General features: G+C 72.9%; 18 protein-coding genes. 6 read left to right on the top strand and 12 right to left on the bottom strand.

Annotated features, from left to right (window positions below; all coding sequences use genetic code 11):
- Positions 1 to 145 precede the first annotated feature (145 nt).
- Together ACFUJR_RS34950 and ACFUJR_RS34955 are read right to left on the bottom strand one after the other, a co-directional pair.
- On the bottom strand, positions 146 to 469 hold the full coding sequence (locus tag ACFUJR_RS34950) for a plasmid stabilization protein (protein WP_383175649.1): 324 nt from the start codon (positions 467 to 469) through the stop codon (positions 146 to 148).
- A 64-nt stretch (positions 470 to 533) separates the two neighbouring features.
- Entirely contained in the window at positions 534 to 755 is a 222-nt protein-coding gene (locus ACFUJR_RS34955; RefSeq protein ID WP_383175646.1) for a hypothetical protein, read from the bottom strand.
- A 276-nt stretch (positions 756 to 1031) separates the two neighbouring features.
- On the opposite strand from ACFUJR_RS34955, the gene ACFUJR_RS34960 reads away from it, so the two are divergent.
- Positions 1032 to 3338 carry a SpoIIE family protein phosphatase gene (locus ACFUJR_RS34960; RefSeq protein ID WP_383175643.1) on the top strand — a complete coding sequence of 769 codons (2307 nt, stop codon included), beginning with the start codon at positions 1032 to 1034 and terminating at the stop codon, positions 3336 to 3338.
- Between the two features lie 260 nt (positions 3339 to 3598).
- On the opposite strand, the gene ACFUJR_RS34965 is transcribed toward ACFUJR_RS34960, so the two are convergent.
- Both ACFUJR_RS34965 and ACFUJR_RS34970 read right to left on the bottom strand, forming a co-directional pair.
- Complete coding sequence (locus tag ACFUJR_RS34965; protein ID WP_383175640.1) at positions 3599 to 6595, bottom strand: HAMP domain-containing protein; 2997 nt, start codon at positions 6593 to 6595, stop codon at positions 3599 to 3601.
- A gap of 154 nt (positions 6596 to 6749) precedes the next feature.
- Positions 6750 to 7187 (bottom strand): ATP-binding protein, encoded by a 438-nt coding sequence (locus tag ACFUJR_RS34970; protein ID WP_383175637.1) that lies wholly within the window; start codon positions 7185 to 7187, stop codon positions 6750 to 6752.
- 156 nt (positions 7188 to 7343) lie between these two features.
- Between ACFUJR_RS34970 and ACFUJR_RS34975 the strand changes: the two genes are divergently transcribed.
- A complete protein-coding gene (locus ACFUJR_RS34975) occupies positions 7344 to 8252 on the top strand; it encodes a SigB/SigF/SigG family RNA polymerase sigma factor (RefSeq protein WP_383175634.1) in 909 nt (302 codons plus the stop codon).
- A 101-nt stretch (positions 8253 to 8353) separates the two neighbouring features.
- On the opposite strand, the gene ACFUJR_RS34980 is transcribed toward ACFUJR_RS34975, so the two are convergent.
- Genes ACFUJR_RS34980 through ACFUJR_RS34990 form a run of 3 tightly spaced genes read right to left on the bottom strand, consistent with a single transcriptional unit; the run spans position 8354 to position 9550 of the window.
- Positions 8354 to 8797 (bottom strand): ATP-binding protein, encoded by a 444-nt coding sequence (locus tag ACFUJR_RS34980; protein ID WP_383175631.1) that lies wholly within the window; start codon positions 8795 to 8797, stop codon positions 8354 to 8356.
- 21 nt (positions 8798 to 8818) lie between these two features.
- Positions 8819 to 9178, bottom strand: coding sequence for an STAS domain-containing protein (locus tag ACFUJR_RS34985; protein ID WP_383175628.1), 360 nt, complete (start codon positions 9176 to 9178; stop codon positions 8819 to 8821).
- 51 nt (positions 9179 to 9229) lie between these two features.
- Positions 9230 to 9550 (bottom strand): DUF5133 domain-containing protein, encoded by a 321-nt coding sequence (locus ACFUJR_RS34990; RefSeq protein WP_383175625.1) that lies wholly within the window; start codon positions 9548 to 9550, stop codon positions 9230 to 9232.
- Between the two features lie 139 nt (positions 9551 to 9689).
- Between ACFUJR_RS34990 and ACFUJR_RS34995 the strand changes: the two genes are divergently transcribed.
- From ACFUJR_RS34995 to ACFUJR_RS35010, 4 genes are all read left to right on the top strand, one after another.
- Positions 9690 to 10727, top strand: a complete 1038-nt coding sequence (locus tag ACFUJR_RS34995; protein WP_383175622.1) for an NAD-dependent epimerase/dehydratase family protein — start codon at positions 9690 to 9692, stop codon at positions 10725 to 10727.
- Positions 10728 to 10871: 144 nt separating this feature from the next.
- Entirely contained in the window at positions 10872 to 11330 is a 459-nt protein-coding gene (locus ACFUJR_RS35000) for a hypothetical protein (RefSeq protein ID WP_383175619.1), read from the top strand.
- Positions 11331 to 11636: 306 nt separating this feature from the next.
- Positions 11637 to 12509, top strand: coding sequence for a universal stress protein (locus tag ACFUJR_RS35005; protein ID WP_383175616.1), 873 nt, complete (start codon positions 11637 to 11639; stop codon positions 12507 to 12509).
- Between the two features lie 154 nt (positions 12510 to 12663).
- Entirely contained in the window at positions 12664 to 13563 is a 900-nt protein-coding gene (locus ACFUJR_RS35010; protein ID WP_383175613.1) for a CAP domain-containing protein, read from the top strand.
- 28 nt (positions 13564 to 13591) lie between these two features.
- Here the strand turns inward: ACFUJR_RS35010 and ACFUJR_RS35015 are convergent, their stop codons facing one another.
- From ACFUJR_RS35015 to ACFUJR_RS35035, 5 genes are all read right to left on the bottom strand, one after another.
- Complete coding sequence (locus tag ACFUJR_RS35015; protein ID WP_383175610.1) at positions 13592 to 15193, bottom strand: sigma-70 family RNA polymerase sigma factor; 1602 nt, start codon at positions 15191 to 15193, stop codon at positions 13592 to 13594.
- A 115-nt stretch (positions 15194 to 15308) separates the two neighbouring features.
- On the bottom strand, positions 15309 to 15599 hold the full coding sequence (locus ACFUJR_RS35020) for a hypothetical protein (protein ID WP_383175607.1): 291 nt from the start codon (positions 15597 to 15599) through the stop codon (positions 15309 to 15311).
- Positions 15600 to 15695: 96 nt separating this feature from the next.
- On the bottom strand, positions 15696 to 17915 hold the full coding sequence (locus ACFUJR_RS35025; RefSeq protein ID WP_383175604.1) for an NADP-dependent isocitrate dehydrogenase: 2220 nt from the start codon (positions 17913 to 17915) through the stop codon (positions 15696 to 15698).
- A 45-nt stretch (positions 17916 to 17960) separates the two neighbouring features.
- The gene (locus tag ACFUJR_RS35030) at positions 17961 to 19004 is read right to left on the bottom strand and encodes a phosphatase PAP2 family protein (protein WP_383175601.1); all 1044 of its coding nucleotides are present in this window, start codon (positions 19002 to 19004) and stop codon (positions 17961 to 17963) included.
- Between the two features lie 120 nt (positions 19005 to 19124).
- A complete protein-coding gene (locus tag ACFUJR_RS35035) occupies positions 19125 to 19421 on the bottom strand; it encodes a hypothetical protein (protein WP_383175598.1) in 297 nt (98 codons plus the stop codon).
- Between the last annotated feature and the right edge of the window lie 333 nt (positions 19422 to 19754).

A 19754-nucleotide genomic window follows, 5' to 3' on the forward strand; every position in this document is an offset into this window, starting at 1 on the left:
CCAGGCTCGAAAGAGGACTCAGCAGGGACGACGACCTCACTCACGCCTACCGCAAGTGGCTCCAAGCCGCTTGACAGCAATAGGAGCATCAACGGGTCTCGCCGACGTCCGGCCGGGCTCAGCGGCCGAGGGAACCCTTCCGCGCTCAGTCGCCGAGGGAACGCTTCAGTTCGGCCTTGTTCATCGACGAGCGGCCGTGGATGCCACGCCGCTGCGCCTCGGCGTAGAGCTGGTCGTACGTCGGTCCCTGCGAGCCGCTGTGCGAGCGCTGCCCGCCGCGCTTCGAGGACGACATGTCCTCGGTCGAGCTCTTGCTCGCCGTCTCCGACTCGCCGGAGCGGGCGCGTTCCTTGTTGACCGTCCTCGCCGCGATCTCCTTCGCGCGCTTCGTGCTCTCGCCCCTGTCCAGGGCGCTCTCCTTGATGTGCTCGTACTGCCGTTCCCGCTTGGGGCTCGATCCACGCGGCATGGCGTGCTCCTCTCCGATGGGGGACGTGGGGCGGCCGGCCCGGACTGCGGCGCCGGGCCGGGCGTCAGGAAGGCCAGGACCTCGGCTTCAGCCGTCGTGACCAGCGGACGACGAGGCGCAGCAGACCGGACAGGGTGATCACCCACACGGCCGCGAAAGCCCAGATCAGGGCGGGCTCGGCGGTCACGACCGCCAGCACCGGCACCACGAGGGCCACGGCGCCCAGCAGGGTGACGGCCACCGCCTCACGGCGGTCGGCCGGACCGTGGCCCGGCCGTCCCCGCACCCGGAAGCCCGCGCCTTCGCGCGCAGCGTGCGGAGCCCGCGCTCCAGCGAGGCGTCCTCGCCCAGCGCCTCCTCGATCTCGGCCAGGACACGCCGCTCGAGCGGCGAGAGACCGGCTTCTTCCTTCACCGGGCGCCTCCCACCCGATCGCCGAATGTTCCGCCGTGCGCGTACCCGGAACCGGCGTTCGGACACACGCCACCACGGCGCGCAACGGTAGAATCCTGAGCGAAACGGATCTTACGGACATTCTCACGGTGGAAGGACGGCAGGAGTCGTGACGACGTCTGCGGAGGGGCCCCAGGGGCCCGTGGCCGCCGGCCTGTCGGCCGAGAACCGGCGACTGCGCGCCGAACTCACCCGCCGCCATCTGATCGATCTGGCCACCGGTGTCCTCTCGGCCCAGTTGGGCGCCTCCCCCGCCGACGCGGTGGAACACCTGGCCGCCCTGTCCAGGGCGACGGGGCTCGGCATCGAGGACCTCTCCGCCGACATCGTCAACGGCGTCGCGGGAGCATCCGGCGGCGGGCCCATCACCTCCGCCTCCGCCGCCCCCGTCCCCTCGTCCGCCCCCGCCCGGGCAGAGGACGACGCTCCCGTCGTCTTCAGCACCCCCGAGGAGCGGCGGGCGCGGCAGGCGGCCAGTGCGGCGGAGACGCTGGACACCGTCGGCGAGGCGGCACACGCCCTGCTCGAAGGCGGGCTCGTCCCGCTCGGAGCGGAGAGCCTGTGGTTCTGGCGCCGGGACGCCTGGGGCTGCCTGCGCCTGGCCGGACACGCCGGTGCAGGTGCCGCGGAGGCCGCCGCCTGGCAGTGGATCCCTCCTGCGGCCCCGTTCGCGTTTCGCTCGGTCCTCGGCGACGGCGAACCCGTCTGGCTGGACGCCGGCCCGTCGGCCACGGAGGTGCTGCCGGGACCCGCGCCGCGCGCGGCGCGGGCGGTCCTCCCGCTGCGGCAGCGCGGCGCGACGGTCGGCCTGGCCCTGGCCGCCTGGCCGGGCCCCGCGACGTTCGACGAGCCCCTGCGCAGGGCCCTGGTCGGCCTGATGGACGTGGCGGGCACCGTGCTCGACGCGACGGACTCGCCCCCGTCGGGCGCTCCGGCGCTCGTGGACGTCCTGGACGCACTCTCGCACCCGGCGATGCTGCTGCGGGTGGCCTCGCCCGCGTCGCCGCCGACCGTCGAGCATCTCAACGACTACGCCATGGCAGCCCTCGGTGGCGCTCACCTGCCCGAGGACCACCGGTCCCTGGCGCTCGCCCTCCCCCGTGTCCACGCCGACATCGCCCATCTGGCGCGGCGCGCCCACCGGACGGTGCGCACCCAGCGCGTGGCGCGGCTCCCGGCGTCGGCGACCCCCGGAGAGGACGGCAGCCCGCCGCTGGTCGACGTACGGGTCCTGCCGGCCGGGGACGAGCGGGTGGTGGTGCTGTGGCACGCCGCGACCGATCCGGGGCTCGCCTCGGAGCGCGCCGTGTCCCGGTTGCAGAGCGTGGCGCTGTTCCAGGACAGCCTGACGGGCGGCGACACGGTGTGGTCGGAGCAGGCGTACGCCCTCTTCGGCCGGGGTCGTGACGAGCCTCCCGTACCCCTGCTCGGGTTGCGCGGGCTGGTGCACCCGGAGGACGGGGAGGCGCTGACCGATCTGCTCAGGGTGCTGACGGAGCGGCGCACCGGGGCGCAGACGGTGCTGCGGATCGTCCTCGGCGACCGCACCGTCCGCCATGTCCGGGTGGCCGCGGAGCCGCTCCTCGACGGCGGGAAGGTCACGGGCTTCGCGGGGGTGTACCAGGACGTGTCGGCGAGCCGCCGCACGGAGGCGGCTCTGACCGCGACCTTCGACCAGCTGACGGCCGTACGGACCCGGGCCGAGCTGCGGCACCAGATGGCGCAGCAGTTGCAGCAGGCGATCGTGCCCGAGGTCCCCGACCTCCAGGAGTTCCCCGGACTCGTGGTGGCGGCCCGGTACCGGCCGGCCGCCGCGGAGTACCGGGTGGGCGGCGACTGGTACGACGTGCAGCCGCTGCCCAGCGGCAAGGTCCTCGTGGCGGTCGGGGACGTCGCCGGGCACGGGATCGACTCGGTGACCGGCATGGTCGCGCTGCACAACGCCCAGCGGGGGCTCGCCTGCACCGGAGAGTCGCCGCGGCGGCTGATGGGGTGGCTCAACGAGATGACTCTGCGCACGAGCGGATACCCGACCGCGACGGCGGTGTGCGCGCTGTACGACCCGGCGGACCGGGAGCTGGTCTGGTCGAGCGCGGGACACCTGCCGATGCTGCTCGTGCGCGACGGCACGGCGCGGCTGATCGACCCGCCGCAGGACATCCTGCTGGGCGCGGTGCCCTCGTACACGTACGAGGAAAGGCGCACGGCGCTGCGGCCGGGCGACACGCTGCTGCTGTACACGGACGGGCTGGTCGAGCGCCGCCACGACGGCCTGGACGACGGGCTGGCACGCCTCGCCGCAAAGGCGGAACTGGTCAGCGGCTATCCGCCGAACGAACAGGTGGAGCGTCTGCTCGACGTCGCCGACGGCGACACGGACGACGACACGAGCCTCGTCGCCGTACGCGTACGCTGACGAGGCCACCGGCCGCGTACACGCCTCCGGCCCGGCGCCGCGCGAGCAGCTCCACGGCCCGGTCCGGTCCGGTCACGGCGAGCGCCGTCACGGAACGCGCGAGGTCGCACGGATCCGTCCCAGCGGGTGCGGGGCCGCGACAGGACAGGCCGTCGGGCCACGCGCCGTCACGGCACGCGCGAGGTCGCACGGATCCGTCCCAGCGGGTGCGGGGCCGCGACAGGGCCGGGCGCCGGCGGGTCAGGGCCGACCGGTGTGGCTCACGGCCCCGGGCCGGTCCGGCGCGGCGAGCTGCTCAGCCATTGGCGGACCTTGGCCATGAGTTCGTCGGCGTCCACGGGCTTCGCCACGTAGTCGCTGGCGCCGGCCGCGAGGGCTCGGGCCCGGTCGCCCGGCATGGCCTTGGCGGTGACGGCGATGACGGGAAGCCCGCCGCGGCCCGGGAGGCCCCGGATCGCCTCCGTCGTGGCGTAGCCGTCCATACCCGCCATCATCACGTCCATCAGGACGAGTTCTACCTCGTCGTGCTGCTCCAGAAGGGCGAGGCCCGCCCTGCCGCCGTCGGCCTGCAGCACCTGGACGCCGTGGCGTTCGAGCACCTCGGTGAGCGCGTACACGTTGCGCCCGTCGTCGTCGACCACGAGCACCGTACGGCCGGCGGTCGTGGGGTCCTGGACACCGCCGGGGTACGTACCGGGGGCTACGGTGGCGGAGGTGCGGCCCGTTTCGGTGCCGTCCGCCTGCGCCCGTACTCCGGCGTGGGAGGGCCGTGGGGCGGGCAGGTAGAACGTGAACCGGCTGCCCTTGCCCGGGGTGGAGTGGACGTCGATGACTCCACCCAGCAGTCCGGCCACCTCCCGGCTGATGGAGAGCCCGAGCCCGGTCCCGCCGTAGCGGCGGGCCGTCGTCCCGTCCCCCTGCTGGAACGCATCGAAGATCCCTTCGAGCCGCTCGGCGGGGATACCCACACCGGTGTCGGTGACCCGGAACGCGAGCACGGGCCCGCTGTCCCGCAGCGCGACAGGCGGTTCGTCGTCGCCCGCGTACTCGATGATGAACTCCACCCCGCCCCCTTCGGTGAACTTCAGCGCGTTGGAGAGCAGGTTGCGCAGGATCTGCCGCAACCGCGACTCGTCGGTGGTGAGTTCCTCGGGCACGTCCGAGGAGACGGTGACCGAGAAGGTGAGCGCGCGCTCGTCGGCCACCGGTCCGAACGTCGCCTCCAGGTACTCCAGGAGCTGGTGCAGCGCGAACCGTTCGGGCCGGATGTCCATCTTGCCCGCCTCGACCTTGGACAGGTCGAGGATGTCGTTGATCAGCTGGAGCAGGTCGGATCCTGCCGAGTGGATGACCTCGGCGTAGTCGACCTGCTTCTCCGTCAGGTTCCCCTCGGGGTTCTGCGCGAGCAGGCGTGCCAGGATCAGAAGGCTGTTGAGCGGTGTGCGCAGCTCGTGGCTCATGTTGGCGAGGAACTCGGACTTGTACATGGACGTCCGGGAGAGCTGCTGGGCGCGCGCCTCCAGCTCCTGCCGCGCCTGTTCGATGACGAGGTTCTTGGACTCGATGTCCTTGTTTCGTTCGGCGAGCAGCGCCGCCTTCTCCTTCAGTTCGGCGTTGGAGCGCTGGAGTTCCTGCTGCCGGTCCTGCAGTTCCTGCGAACTGGCGCGCAGTTCGTCGGTGAGCCGCTGGGACTGGCCGAGGAGTTCGTCGGTACGGCGGTTGGCGACGAGTGAGCCGACGACGGCGCCCGCGGTGTCGACGAACCGGTCGAGGAAGTCGCGGTGGATGGTCGCGAAGGGGCGGAGCGAGGCAAGTTCGACGGCGCCGAGGACCTGGTCCTCGACGACGACCGGAAGGATGATCAGCATGGCCGGTTCGCCGGAACCGGCCCCCGAGGCGATGGTGGCGTACCCGGCGGGTACCCCTTCGACCACGAGCGTGCGCCGGTCGCGGGCCGCCTGGCCGACGAGGGACTGGCCCAGCCGGAAGCGGCGGGCCGGGGCGTCGGGTTCGTCGGAGGAACCGTAGGCGGCGGTCACGACGAGTTCGGTGCCGCGCTCGTCGTGCCGGGCGAGGAAGAAGGCGCCGTACTGGGCGGAGACCAGCGGCGGTACCTCGGTCATGATGAGTTCGGCGAGGTCCGGGAGGCTGCGGGTGCCCTGCATGAGACCGGTGATACGGGCGATGTTGGTCTTGAGCCAGTCCTGTTCCTCGTTGGCGCGGGTCGTCTCGCGCAGCGATTCGACCATCGCGTTGATGTTGTCCCGCAGGTCGCCGACCTCGCCGGGGGCCTCGACGGTGATGGAGCGGGTGAGGTCGCCCTCGGCGACGGCGCTGGTGACCTCGGCGATGGCGCGGACCTGCCGGGTCAGGTTGCCGGCGAGTTCGTTGACGTTCTCGGTGAGCCGCTTCCAGGTGCCGGAGACTCCCTCGACCTCGGCCTGACCGCCGAGCTTGCCCTCCGTACCGACCTCACGGGCCACCCGGGTGACCTCGGCGGCGAAGGAGGAGAGCTGGTCGACCATGGTGTTGATGGTGGTCTTCAGCTCCAGGATCTCGCCACGCGCCGAGACGTCGATCCGGCTGGTGAGGTCGCCCTGGGCGACGGCCGTGGTCACCTGGGCGATGTTGCGGACCTGGTTGGTCAGGTTGTCGGCCATCGAGTTGACGTTGTCCGTCAGGTCCTTCCAGGTCCCGGAGACGCCGTGGACGGTGGCCTGGCCGCCGAGCTTGCCCTCCGTGCCGACCTCACGGGCGACGCGGGTGACCTCCTCGGCGAAGGAGGACAGCCGGTCGACCATCGTGTTGATGGTCTCCTTCAGCTCCAGGATCTCGCCGCGCGCGTCGACGCGGATCTTCCGTGTGAGGTCGCCCTGGGCGACGGCGGTGGCGATCTGCGCGATGGACCGGACCTGGGAGGTCAGGTTGTCGGCCATCGTGTTGACGCCGGAGGTCAGCTCGCGCCACACCCCGCTCACACGCGGCTCGCGCGCCCGGCCGCCGAGCAGACCCAGTCCGCCCACCTCGCTGGCGACCCGCGTGACTTCCGAGGTGACGAGGGAGAGCTGGTCGACCATGTCGTTGTAGACGGACGCGATCTCGCCGAGGATGCCTCCGGCGGACTCGGGCAGCCGGACGGAGAGGTCACCGTCGCGTACGGCGGTGAGCCCGGCCAGGAGCACACCGAGCCCGTCCTCACCGAGTCGGTAGGCGGGCGCGTGCGGCTCGGGGTCGGCGGGCCGGGGGGAACTCTCCATCGCGGACCTCACGCTCCACGGAAGGGGTACGAGACCGGTACGGACGCGGCGCCCGCGCCACGGAGGGTTCTGGTTCGAGTACCGGGCGCACCTGCGGGCGGAGGCCGTTCCGCTTCTCCACTCTAGGCACGCCGTCCCCGGGTCGGCAGCGCCTCTAGGCAGGGTGGGCGCGGGCGGGGGCGTCAGTCACCGCCATCTCGAACCAGACCGTCTTGCCCCGGCCGCGCGGGACGGAGCCCCACCCGGCGGAGAGCCGTTCCAGCAGGTAGAGCCCGTGCCCCGAGGTGTGGCTCGCCCGGTGCCGTCCGTGCGGCCGGGGGTGTACCGGGCTGGTGTCGCTGACCTGGACCCGCAGTCGGCGGCCGTTGCGGTCGAGGCGGAGTTCGTACGGGGCTCCCCCGTGCTCGTAGGCGTTGGCCACGACCTCTGAGACGAGCAGCAGGATGTCGTCCACGGCGACGTTCCCGACGACCGCCGCCGCGCCGAACCAGTCCTGGAGCGCCCGCAGGGTCAGGTCGCGGCACTCACCGACCACGCCCGGGCCCGCACCCAGCGTGAAGTGCCGGGACCTGTCCGCCGTGCGCGACGTCACCCCGCTCCTCGATACGCTCGTCATACGTCTCCGCTTCCCGGTCATCTCGTGTCAAACCGGAAGGAACGGGAATGATTGCCTGTGGACGCTCGAACGACGGAGCCGGCCGCCCCTCCGGTGGCTGAGGCTCAACCCCATCCCGTCGAGGGAGCCCTCATGTCCACCCCCCGCAAGCCCACCGTCACGACCCGTACCAGGGCCGACGAGACAGCGGCCGTGCGCGAGCGCGCACTGGGCGGTCTGCCCGAGATCGACCGGCCCACCGAAGTGAGCACGACAGACGCGCAGACCCTCTCCACCGCCCTGTTCACCCGCCTGGAGGCCCTGGAGGAGGGCACGCCGGAGCACGCGTACGTGCGGAACACCCTCGTCGAGCTGAACCTCAGCCTGGTGAAGTTCGCCGCCCGCCGGTTCCGGAACCGGGCCGAGCCGACGGAGGACATCGTCCAGGTCGGCACGATCGGTCTGATCAAGGCGATCGACCGGTTCGAGGTGAGCCGGGACGTGGAGTTCTCGGCGTTCGCGCTGCCCACGATCGTGGGCGAGATGAAGCGTTTCTTCCGTGACACGAGCTGGGCCGTCCAAGTGCCGCGCCGGCTCCAGGAGCTGCGCATCGAGCTGGCGAAGGCCGTGGACACGCTGGAGCAGCGGCTCGGCCGGCGCCCGACGCGGGCGGAGCTCTCCGACCATCTGCGGATCGACGAGGAGAGCGTGGCCGAGGGCGAGCAGGCCTCGAACGGCTACGTCGCCCGGTCGCTCGACACTCCGGCCGGGGACGAGGAGTCGACCGTCACCGCGGGCGCGCGGCGGCTCGGCGAAGAGGAGCGGGCCTTCGAGCTGATCGACGCGCTGGAGTCGCTGAAGCCGCTGATCACGGGGCTTGACGAGCGCGACCGCCGGATACTCGCGCTCCGGTTCGGCGAGGAGCTGACCCAGGCGGAGATCGGCGAACGGCTCGGCCTCTCGCAGATGCACATCTCGCGCCTGCTGGCCCGCATCCTGGACGAACTCCGGACGGGCCTCCTGCAGGACCCCACGGAACACCAGGCCGTGCCGGGCCGCTGAGGGCGTACCCCTACACGCGGTGAGGGCGTGCCCTACAGGCGCTGAGAGCGTGCCCTACACGCGGTGAGAGCGTGCCCCCGCACACGGCCGAACCGCCCGGTTCAGCGGCCGTCGGCGTGAGGTGTGGGAAGGGTGACCTCCAGCCAGACGACCTTGCCGTGGGCGCGGGATTCGGAGCCCCAGGCCCCCGCCAGGCGGTCCAGCACCATCAGTCCGTGGCCACCGGGCAGCGAGGGGGCGCGGGGCTGGCGCCTACGCGGGTGCTCGGGGTTCCCGTCGGAGACCTCGACCCGCAGGTGGTCGCCGCGGCGGTGCAGGACGAGTTCCTCGGGGCCGTCGGCGTGAAGGCAGGCGTTGGTGACGACCTCGGAGACCAGGAGCAGGACGTCCTCCACCCGCTCACGCCCCTCGTCACCCTCAGCCGGGATCCAGCCCCAGTCGCCGAGCGCCTCGGCGGTGAAGTCGCGGCAGCGCATCACGACGCCCTTGGTCCCGAACAGCACCAGCCGCCGCACCTGTCCCTCGTCCACGGCTTTCCCGCCCACGACGCCCTCCGCCATCCGCGCCTAGCCGCCGGCCCGCCGCTCGCCGATCGCCTCGGCCACGTTCTCGTACACCCGGAACACCGTCCGCGCCCCCGTGATCTCGAACATGCGGGCTACGGGCGGGCGGAGGCCGGCCAGTTCCAGGCGACCGCCCTCCTCCAGGGCGGCCAGGCGGGCGCGGAGCAGCACGTTCAGGCCGGTCGAGTCGCAGAAGCGCAGCTTCTCGCAGTCGACCAGGATCCGTTCGGCACCGGTCCGCTCCTCCAGAGCGCTCCGCAGTGTGTCCGCGGTGTCGTGGTCGAGCTCCCCTGTCAGGGAGAGCACCACGGCACCGGGCTGCGGTCCGGGTTCGGCCGTGACGGCGAACCGCTCCGACGTCATCGGATCACCCGCCTCCCTCCATGCTCGTACGGAGTCACGGTTCTATCCCTCTCATGCCCCGGCAGCACCCCGCCACGCGGCTCTCGCCCCATCGGCCGGGACGAGGCGCCCCGGAACGCCGTGGCCGTCAGGAGCCGGGGCCCCTTCCCGCGCCTGCCGCGGTGCGGAGCCCGTCCCTCCCACGTACCGCTCGGCGGCGTGTACGGCCTCGCGCGGGGTCCGTTCCCCCATCAGCACGCACAGCGTGTACGCCGTGTCCTCGAACCGCCTGCGCATCGACAGGTCGCACGGCCGGGCCAGGACCACCCTCTCCTGGGCCCGGTAGTGCCGCAGCAGCCGGTCGATCTTGTTTCTGTCGGGCAGCAACATCATGCTCCTCCTGGCGCGGCCCCCACTCCCTCCGTCGCTCCATATTCGGGTCACCGCGTCACCCGCGCGACCCATACGGACACGAACCGTCACCGGGTGCGGCCGACGTGCGCTTCCGCCGGGAATGGCGGAAGGTCGATTCATGAAGGCGAGTACGGGACTGAAGGTCGTCGTCACGGGTGCCACGGGCAACGTCGGGACGAGCCTGACGCGTGTCCTGGCGCGCGAACCCCGGATCGGCTCCGTCCTCGGACTCGCGCGCCGCACGCCCTCGTTGACGCTGGAGAAGACCGAGTGGGCCGAGGTGGACCTCTCGCTGGAGAGCGACGAGCCGCGGCTCGCCGAGTACATCGCCGACGCCGACGCGGTGGTCCATCTGGCATGGCGGTTCCAGCCGACCCACGACCCCGTCGAGACCTGGCGCTCCAACGTCCTCGGGTCGCTGCGGGTCTTCGACGCGGTGGCGGCGGCGCGCGTGCCGGCCCTGGTGTACGCCTCGTCCGTCGGTGCCTACTCACCCGGGCCGGAGAACGGCCCGCCCGTCTCGGAGTCGTGGCCGACCCACGGCTGGCCGGGCGCCGCGTACACCCGCGAGAAGGCGTACCTGGAACGCGTCCTGGACACCTTCGAGCGCGATCACCCGCAGACCCGCGTGGTCCGGATGCGGCCCTGCTTCCTCTTCAAGGAGGAGGCGGCGAGCGAGCAGCGGCGGATCTTCGCCGGCCGGTACTTCCCGGGCCGGCTCTTCCGCCCCGATCTGCTGCCCCTCCTGCCGGAGCTGCGGGGGCTGCGCTTCCAGGCGCTGCACACGGACGACGCGGCCGACGCGTACCGCCGTGCGCTCGTACGGGACGTGCGGGGCCCCTTCAACCTCGCGGCGGACCCGGTGATCGACACCGCGGCGCTCTCCTCGCTCCTCGACGCGCGGCCCGTGAAGGTGCCGAGCAGCGCGGCGCGGAGCCTGCTCGCGGCCGCCTGGCACCTGCGGGTGGCGCCGGCCTCGCCCGACCTCTTCGACGCGGTGCTGAGGCTTCCGCTGCTCGCTCCGGACCGGGCGCGGCGGGAACTCGAATGGGAGCCGTCCTCGACCTCGCTGGAGGCACTGGGTGCCTTTCTGCGGGGTGTACGGGCGGGGAGCGGGGACGCCACCGGGCCGCTCAGCGGGCGCCGCGTAGGCTGAGAGACACGGGCGGTCCTCCCTCACCGCGCCGCCCGCCGCGCCAGGTCCGACCCACCCGCATGCGCGGGGAGGAAATCGGGTAGCCGCTGGTGCGTCGTATCGCCCCCTCGTTCGCGAGGCCCTGCCCCGGGAGGCGCGTACACCATGGTTTCCCTCGCCGACACGGCCCCGGCCGTCCCTCCCCGGGAACGCCCCGCCGTCCGGTTGCTCGGGCTGGAGCTCCAGTACACGGGACACGAGGACATCTCCGTTCCGGTACCCGCGGCGGAGAAGGCGGCCGCCCCGTTCACGGTGAAGGAAGGCACGGAGTGCCGGGCCGTGCTCCGCTTCCGGGTTGACGGCTCATCGGTGGCCGGCCTGAAGGTGGTCGACGTCAGGCACCGGGCCGGGGCCGAACTCGGCGGCCGCGAGGTGGCGCTCGGGGACTTCCGGCACGGCGGCCCGTACGAGCTGGCGCTCCCGCCCGAGCGGGTGCCGAACGGCCCACGGGCCCGGGGTCTGTACGAGGTGGACGCGGCGCTCGTCGACGGCGAGGGGCGGGTGCTCGACCGGAGCACCTACCGCTTCGAGGTCAGGAAGGACTGGGCCCCCTCCTCCGTCTGAGCACCGGCGAGGGTGCTGGAGCGGTCGGTGCCGCTTCCGCTGCCGCGCGGCGCCTTGGAGGGCGCCACGGCGGGGCGGGCCGGCGGCCTGCGACGTCCGGACGACGCGCTCGGTCGCGAGGACCCGTTCCCTCTGGCCGGCGGACGGCGAGCCGCCTCCGGCCATGGCGCCGCGGCCTGCTCGCGGGGCGTCCGGGTCGGCGTGTCGGGACCTCCGGCCCTCTCGCCGAGCGGCCGTTTGACCCAAGCTGGGGCGGAAAGGCTCCGGTCGACAGGCCGGAGTCGTCGAGTGAGGGAGGCAGCCCTGATGAGCCGTGGGATCGTCGCCGGAGTGGACGGTTCGCCCGAGAGTCTGGCAGCGGCGGACTGGGCCGCGCGGGAGGCCGTGCACCGCGGACTCGCCCTGCGGCTGGTCCATGCCTGGCGGCCGCAGCCTTTCGACCTCCCGCTGACGCAGGACCCGGTGCACCAGGAGCACCTCGCCGACAAGGTGGTGCGTGGGGCCGAGTCGACGATCGCCTCGCGGTTTCCCGGCCTCGCCCTCACCGCCGAGGTCCTTCCCGACGCACCGGTCGCCGCGCTGCTGAGCACCGAGGAGCGGGCCGAGATGCTCGTCATCGGCTCGCGCGGGTACGGCGCGGTGGCGGGGTTCCTGCTCGGCTCGCACGGTCAGCAGATCATCGCGGGCACCACGCGGCCGGTCGTGGCGGTCCGTGCGCACGGCGGCGAGGAGCCGGCCCCCGAGGGCGGCGAGATCGTCGTCGGCCAGCTGGGCGGGCCGGACGACAGCGCCCCCGCCCTGGGGTTCGCGTTCGCGACGGCGGCGGCGCGCGGGGCGTCCGTACGGGCCGTGCGGGCCTGGAGCCTGCCGTCCCTGTACGCCTACAGCCCGGGGTCGATGGCGCTCGCCGACGAGGCCGGCGGGCTCGTCCCGTACGAGGAGAAGGCCCTGCGCGAGGCTCTGGCGCCCTGGCGGGAGCGGTACCCGGAGGTCCGGGTGACGGAGCAGGTGGAGATCGGGAGCGCCGGGGAGGTGCTGCTCAGCTCGTCGGGCGACGCGCGTCTGCTCGTGGTCGGGCGCCGGGCCCGGCGTGGGGCGATCGGCCCGCGGATCGGTTCGGTGGCGCACGCGGCGCTCCATCTGGCTCCGTGCCCGGTGGCGGTCGTGCCGCACGAGTGATGCGCTGGCGCCGAGGGTTGACCCGGCGGGGTGACGCGGCAGGTTGACGCGGTGTGTCGGCTGGTCCTGACCCGGAAAGGGTTATGACCGCCGCCCCGGCGGCTCTCCCCCACCGCCGGACCATCCGGCGGCCCCGGAGAAGAGAGCGGAGCCCATGGAGCACCACGACGAGCCACGCCCCGACGAGCAGCGGACGCACGGCGGCGGCCGGCACCGCAGAGGCGGGAGTCCTCGGCGCCGTTTCGGCCGGGCGCCGTCGTTCCGTACGGCCGTGGCGCTCGTGGGCGCGGCCACGGCGGTGCTGACGGTTGCGACGGGGGCGTACGTGGCGTCCCTGGGGAGCCCGTCGGGAACGGACACCCGTTCGGAGGGGGTCGCCCTGACGAATGTGGCGCCCCTCATCGGGAGGTCCGCGCCGCCGCCGACGGGGCCGTCCTCACCGGCGCCCGCCACACTCACCCCGGCCGGCGCCGCCGCCACCGGGGCCACCACCACCGGGAGCACCCCGTCCGTGACGCCCTCGCCGCCCCGGTCCGCGCCCCCGGCCCCCGCACCTGCCGCGAAGGAGTCCGCGTCGGCCTCGGCGCCGCCGGTCCAGGCGCCTTCTCAGGCCCTCGCACCCGGTCAGGCGGTGGTCGCGGGGCCGAAGTCGGGCGGTGACGGGAAGGCCGCTCAGTTCATCCAGCAGGTCGTCGCGCTCGCCAACAGCGAGCGGGGGAAGGCCGGTTGCTCCCCGCTGCGGGCCGACGGCCGGCTCCATGAATCGGCACAGGCCCACGCGGACGACATGGCGGACCGCGACTACTACGGCCACACCACCCCCGAGGGCCGGGACGCGGGCGACCGCATCACGGCCGCCGGGTACACCTGGTCGAGCTGGGCGGAGAACATCCACCGCGGGCCCAGGACGCCCGTCGAGGCCATGGAGGACTGGATGAACAGCGACGGGCACCGCCGCAACATCCTCAACTGCTCGCTCAAGGACCTCGGCGTCGGGGTGGCGCTGACCTCCAACGGCCCTTGGTGGGTGCAGAACTTCGGCATCCGGCGCTGATCCGGCGGCCCGGTGCGGCGGTACGGGTTCAGGACGCGGGCGTGGCCAGCTTCTGCACCCAGACCGTGCCGTCGGGCCCCGGCACGGCGGCGACACCGGTGTCGCGGTAGCGGCAGTCCAGCATGTTCTGTTCGTGCATCGCGCCGTCCATCCAGCCGTCGAAGACGGCGGCCGGGTCGGACGCGCCGCGCGCCAGGTTCTCGGCCCAGGCGGACCAGGCGTACCCGGCGGCCGTGATCCGCGTGTCGGCGAAGCGGCCCTCGGGACTGCTGTGTCCGTAGTAGCCGCGGCGCGCCATGTCCCGGGCGTAGGCGCGGGCCGCCTCGGCGAGCCGGTGATCGGTCCTCAGGGGTTTGCACCCCGCCTGCGCCCGCCGCTGGTTGACCAGGCGGTTCAGCCGCTCCTCGGGGGTTGCCGTCCGCGTCGGGGTGGGCGTCGGGGTCGGGGTCGGGGTGGGCGAGGGGGTGGTGGGGCTCGGTTGGGGCGGGGTGGTGGTCGGGGCCGGGGGCGGGGCCGCCGCGGGCGTGACGGGGGGCGCGGGTGCTCGGGACTCCGGCTCGGCGGGCACCAGCAGGATGATCCCGCCGAGCACACCGAGGGTGACCGCCCCGGCGACCCAGGCCCGCCGCAGCGAGCCCCCGGCCGCCCCGCTCGTCCCGGCCCCGGGGTCCAGGGGCATCGGATCGGCACCCCCGGGCGGGACGGCGCTTCCGCCCGGGGCCGGCCCCGCGGCCTGGCCGGCCACCGGGTCCGCCGGCGCACCCGCGTACGGAGTCGTTTCGGATCCCGTGCTCGGGTGCGGGCTCGGGTCCACCGGGTTCCCCGCCCAGGCGGCCGTCTCGGTCCCCGGCGACGGCGCGGCCCAGAGCAGGAGCGGGGGTACGAGGGCGAGGCCCACCAGCAGCGCCTCGGCCGGGGCGAGGTTCGCGCCGGCCGGGACACACCGGGCGCAGCTCGTCACATGGCGGGCGAGGCGCTTGCGCCAGAGCGGGGAGGGCCGGCCGTCCCAGTCGGCGGTGAGCTGCGCCAGCTCCGCGCAGGGCGGCCGCCCTGCCAGGGCGCGCACGACCTCCCGGCCCGTCTCCAGCCGTTCCTTCATCCGCTGGACGCGGACGGCCGCGTGCGCGGTGGTGACCTCCAGGGCCTCGGCCAGCTCCGCGCGGCTGAGTTCGCCACCGGCCTCCAGCCACCACAGGGCGAGCACCTCACGGTCGCTCTCGTCGAGCCAGCGGGTGGCCTCGGCGACCTCGCGCCGCTGCCCGGAGAGCCCGAGCCGCAGGATTGTCAGATCGACGAAGTCACCGCCGGGGTCGGCGAGCTCGGCGGCCCGGTCGAGGCCGGGGACGGGTCCGTTCTGGCGTTCGCGCCAGCGCCGGCGGATCTGGTTCATCGCGATGGCGACGAGCCAGGACCGGAAGCGCTCGGGGTCGCGGAGCCCGGGGAGCCCGTCGAGGGCGCGGACCATCGTCTCCTGGACGACGTCGTCGACGTCCGCGTGCCCGTCGAGCGCCCGGCCGACGATGTTGTAGACCAGCGGAAGGTAGGCGCGTATCAGCAGCTCGCCGGCGTCGGTGTCTCCGGCCGCGGCCGCGTCCACCAGTGCGGCCGTACCGCGCTCGTCGCTGTGCATGTGCCCTGCTCCCTCGTGCCTGGGTCTGTCCGTCCCCGTCGTGAGGAGACCCGTGGGAGCGGGTGGAATAACACTTCGCGGCCGGGGACGCGACGTTACCGGGCCGCGAAGCCGGCTATGCGGGTGGGTGGGGCAGATACGGCACGGTCGCCTCGTGCCCTGCCCGTACGGCCTCGACGGCGGCCTCGTGGAGTTCGCGGCTCTCCGTCTCGGAGGAGCACGGCACCGGACTTCCCGACATCGTGAACCAGTCGGAGGCACCGCTGTACTGCACGGCTACGCGTGCTTCCCCATCTGCCCAGGTGGTGTGCACGGTCAGGTCGCCCGTGACCGCTCCGACCTCGTCGGTGAGCACCCCACCGCGCCCGGTGTAGACGCCGGGGGTCGTCCATGAAGCCCAGCTCATCCATCCAGGTTCACACCCGGATGGCACATGCGCCACCGACGGGACCGCCCCGGCCGGAGGAATTCCGGCCGGGGCGGCTGAGCTGTCGTTCCGCGATCAGACGAGGGACGCGACGGCCTCGTTGAAGGTGGCGGACGGACGCATCACGGCCGCGGCCTTGGCGGGGTCGGGCTGGTAGTAGCCGCCGATCTCGGCCGGGGAGCCCTGGACCGCGTTGAGCTCGGAGACGATGGTCTCCTCCTGCTCGGTCAGGGTCTTGGCCAGGCCCGCGAAGGCCTCCGCGAGCTGCACGTCGTCGGACTGCCTGGCCAGCTCCTGGGCCCAGTACAGGGCCAGGTAGAAGTGGCTGCCACGGTTGTCGATACCACCGACGCGACGGGTCGGCGACTTGTCCTCGTTGAGGAAGGTGCCGGTGGCGCGGTCGAGGGTGTCGGCCAGGACCTGGGCGCGGGCGTTGCCCGTGGTGGTGGCCAGGTGCTCGAAGCTGGCGGCCAGGGCGAAGAACTCTCCCAGCGAGTCCCAGCGGAGGTAGTTCTCCTTGACGAGCTGCTGGACGTGCTTCGGGGCGGAGCCGCCGGCGCCCGTCTCGAAGAGGCCGCCGCCCGCCATCAGCGGGACGACCGACAGCATCTTGGCGCTGGTGCCCAGCTCCAGGATCGGGAAGAGGTCGGTCAGGTAGTCACGGAGGACGTTGCCGGTGACGGAGATGGTGTCCTCGCCTCGGCGGATGCGCTCCAGGGAGAACTTCGTGGCCTCCACCGGGGAGAGGATCTTGATCTCCAGGCCCTCGGTGTCGTGCTCCCGCAGGTACTGCTCGACCTTGGCGATCAGCCGCGCGTCGTGGGCGCGGGTCTCGTCCAGCCAGAAGACGGCCGGCACGCCGGTGGCGCGGGCACGGGTGACGGCGAGCTTGACCCAGTCCTGGATCGGCAGGTCCTTGGTCTGGCAGGCGCGGAAGATGTCGCCCTCGGCGACCTCCTGCTCCAGGACCACGTCGCCCGCTCCGTCGACGAGGCGGACGGTGCCGGCCGCGGCGATCTCGAAGGTCTTGTCGTGGGAGCCGTACTCCTCGGCCTTCTGCGCCATCAGACCGACGTTCGGGACGGATCCCATGGTCGACGGGTCGAAGGCGCCGTGGGCGCGGCAGTCCTCGATGACGGCCTGGTAGACACCCGAGTAGCTGCTGTCCGGGAGGACGGCGAGGGTGTCGGCCTCCTGGCCGTCCGGGCCCCACATGTGGCCGGAGGTGCGGATCATGGCCGGCATCGAGGCGTCGACGATGACGTCGGACGGCACGTGCAGGTTGGTGATGCCCTTGTCGGAGTCGACCATGGCGAGGGCCGGGCCCTCGGCGATCTCGGCGTCGAAGGACGCCTTGATCTCGGCGCCGTTCGGGAGGGCGGCCAGGCCGTTGAGGATGCCGCCGAGGCCGTCGTTCGGGGAGAGGCCCGCGGCGGCGAGCGCCGCGCCGTGCGCGGTGAAGGTCTTCGGGAAGAAGGCGCGCACGACGTGACCGAAGACGATCGGGTCGGAGACCTTCATCATCGTGGCCTTGAGGTGCACGGAGAAGAGGACGTCCTCGGCCTTGGCGCGGGCGACCTGCTCGGAGAGGAAGGTGCGCAGGGCGGCGACGCGCATGACGGAGGCGTCGACGACCTCGCCGGCGAGGACGGGGACCGACTCGCGCAGGACGGTCGTGGTGCCGTCGGCGGCGACGTGCTCGATGCGCAGGGCGCCGGCCTCGGTGACGACGGCGGACTTCTCGGTGGAGCGGAAGTCGTCCTGGCCCATCGTCGCCACGTTGGTCTTGGAGTCCGAGCTCCAGGCGCCCATGCGGTGCGGGTGGGTCTTGGCGTAGTTCTTGACCGAGCCGGGGGCGCGGCGGTCGGAGTTGCCCTCGCGCAGGACCGGGTTGACGGCGCTGCCCTTGACCTTGTCGTACCGTGCGCGGACGTCCTTGTCCTCGTCGGTCTGCGGGTCGTCCGGGTAGTCGGGGAGGGCGTAGCCCTGCGCCTGGAGCTCGGCGATCGCGGCCTTCAGCTGCGGGATGGACGCCGAGATGTTCGGCAGCTTGATGATGTTGGCCTCGGCCGTCTTGGCCAGCGCGCCGAGCTCGGCGAGGGCGTCGTCGATGCGCTGCCCCTCTTCGAGACGCTCGGGGAATCCGGCGATGATGCGCCCGGCCAGGGAGATGTCACGGGTCTCGACATTGACTCCGGCCGTCGAGGCGTACGCCTGGATCACGGGCAGGAACGAGTACGTCGCCAGGGCAGGCGCCTCGTCAGTGTGGGTGTAGATGATGGTCGAGTCAGTCACCGGGTGTGCTCCGCTCCACGTCTGCGTCTGCGAGATTGCTCGACATCAAGATATCTCGTGATCGGCCTCGGTGGGAAAGGGCCCTGTCGACTCCGTCGCCACGACGCCCGTGAGCCGGTACGGGACGGGCGAGGCGCCCAGGTCGACGCGGCGGAGCAGGGCGAGCAGCACGAGCGTGACCGCCGCGCCCGCCCCGGCGACGAGGGCCTGCCCGGCCCGGTAGGCGAGGCGCGGGACGGACGGGTCCGTGGGCTCCAGGACGTACATGGAGTCGACGAGGAGGACGGTCCCGCTGCCGAGGCCGCCCATGGCGACGAGGGCGAGGGGCACCACGACGAGTACGGTGCGCACCGGGAAACGGCGTGTGCGCGCGGGGGCGACCTTGCCGCGGCGGGCGAGGAGCGCGATCAGCCCGCAGGCCACGGCGAGGACGAGCAGGTAGGCGCCGATCACGTCACTGGGCCGGTGCCATCCGGCTGCCACGGTGTACGCGCCCACGGCCATGGCCCACAGAGCGCACAGGCCCACGGCGAGACCGCGCGCCCGGTAGGGGACCACGAGGGTGAGCCCGAACATCACGCTCATCGCGATCGCGGTGTGCCCGCTGGGGAAGCTGTTCGGCGCCAGGTGCGCCGGGGCCTCGACGAGGTCCGGACGGGCCAGGAGGAAGCGCCCCAGCACCTCGGCGAGGAAGAGGGAGGCGACGACGGTGCCCAGGGCGGTGACCGTGAGCGCGTAGCGCCGGCGCAGCATCCCGACCGCTGTCAGGACGAGCAGGGTGACGGCGAGGGAGGAGACGGTGACGTGCTGGAGGGTGCGGTTCGCCACGTGGGCGGCGGCGAGCGTCTCGTCGGTGAAGCGGCCGGCGAGGACGGCGTTCTCCCAGCGCTGGCCCGTCGCGGTCAGGACGAGTCCTGCGTAGACGACCGCCATGAGAAGCACCGAGCCGAGGCAGGCGCGGCGCATCCGCTTGCGTACCCGGGCACTGAAGGAGTCGGCCGCTTCACCAGCGACGGCGGCGTACCACCAGGTGCCGTTCTCCAGCGACTGCGCACGGCCGTCGGTGCGGAGCCTGTCGTAGGGAGCCATGCTCCGATTCGAACCCGGCGTGGTCAGGCGCGCCCGCTGGAGACACCCGAACGAATCGCCGAGCTGTCGTTCCGGCGCCGTGGCGGTCGTCGGGCGTCGGGCGTCGGCCGGGCCTGCTCGTCAGTCGTCCTCGCGGGGCCACTGGGCGTACGCGGCGAGGCCGAGACCGCAGAGCAGCGCCGCGAATCCGGTGTTGCCCACCGCGACGCCCACGCCGGGATCCTCGACGAGCAGCGCCTCGGCCGCGTGGAGCAGGAACGCCGCCGCGACCACGAGCTGCGCCCAGCCGAACACCGCCGTGCGTCGGATCCTTCTGCGCTGATGGGGCAGGATCCAGCCTCGTGCGAGGGCGAGTACCCCACCGATCGCGAACAGCAGTCCCACCAGCCCCACGGCCCAGCCGACGTTCGACGACATCCTCATCCTTCCCGTTGCTTCGAGTCTCAGCGACTCTCAGCATTCCGGGTGTTTCCGTCCGGAAGGTTCGTGACGGTGTCACCAGAGCGCGAGTTGCTCGCGCCTGGTGTCCTGTCGACGATCTCTCGTTTCCGTCCCCTGCTGGGGTGTTGCGCCAGCTGCCCGCGTGCCCGTCCCCTTGCGGGTTCGGGCGGTGCGGGTCTTCTGCTTGGCTCCACGAGGCTTCGGCACCACCACCAGGGCGGGGCCCGGGTCTCCGGCCACTCCGGTACCCGTTTTACGGTTGGCCGCCGCGAGGGCGGTCAGGTTGTGGCCTGCGTTCGCGTCCCGGTC

This window comes from Streptomyces sp. NPDC057271, assembly GCF_042668715.1.
Taxonomy (GTDB): Bacteria; Actinomycetota; Actinomycetes; order Streptomycetales; family Streptomycetaceae; genus Streptomyces.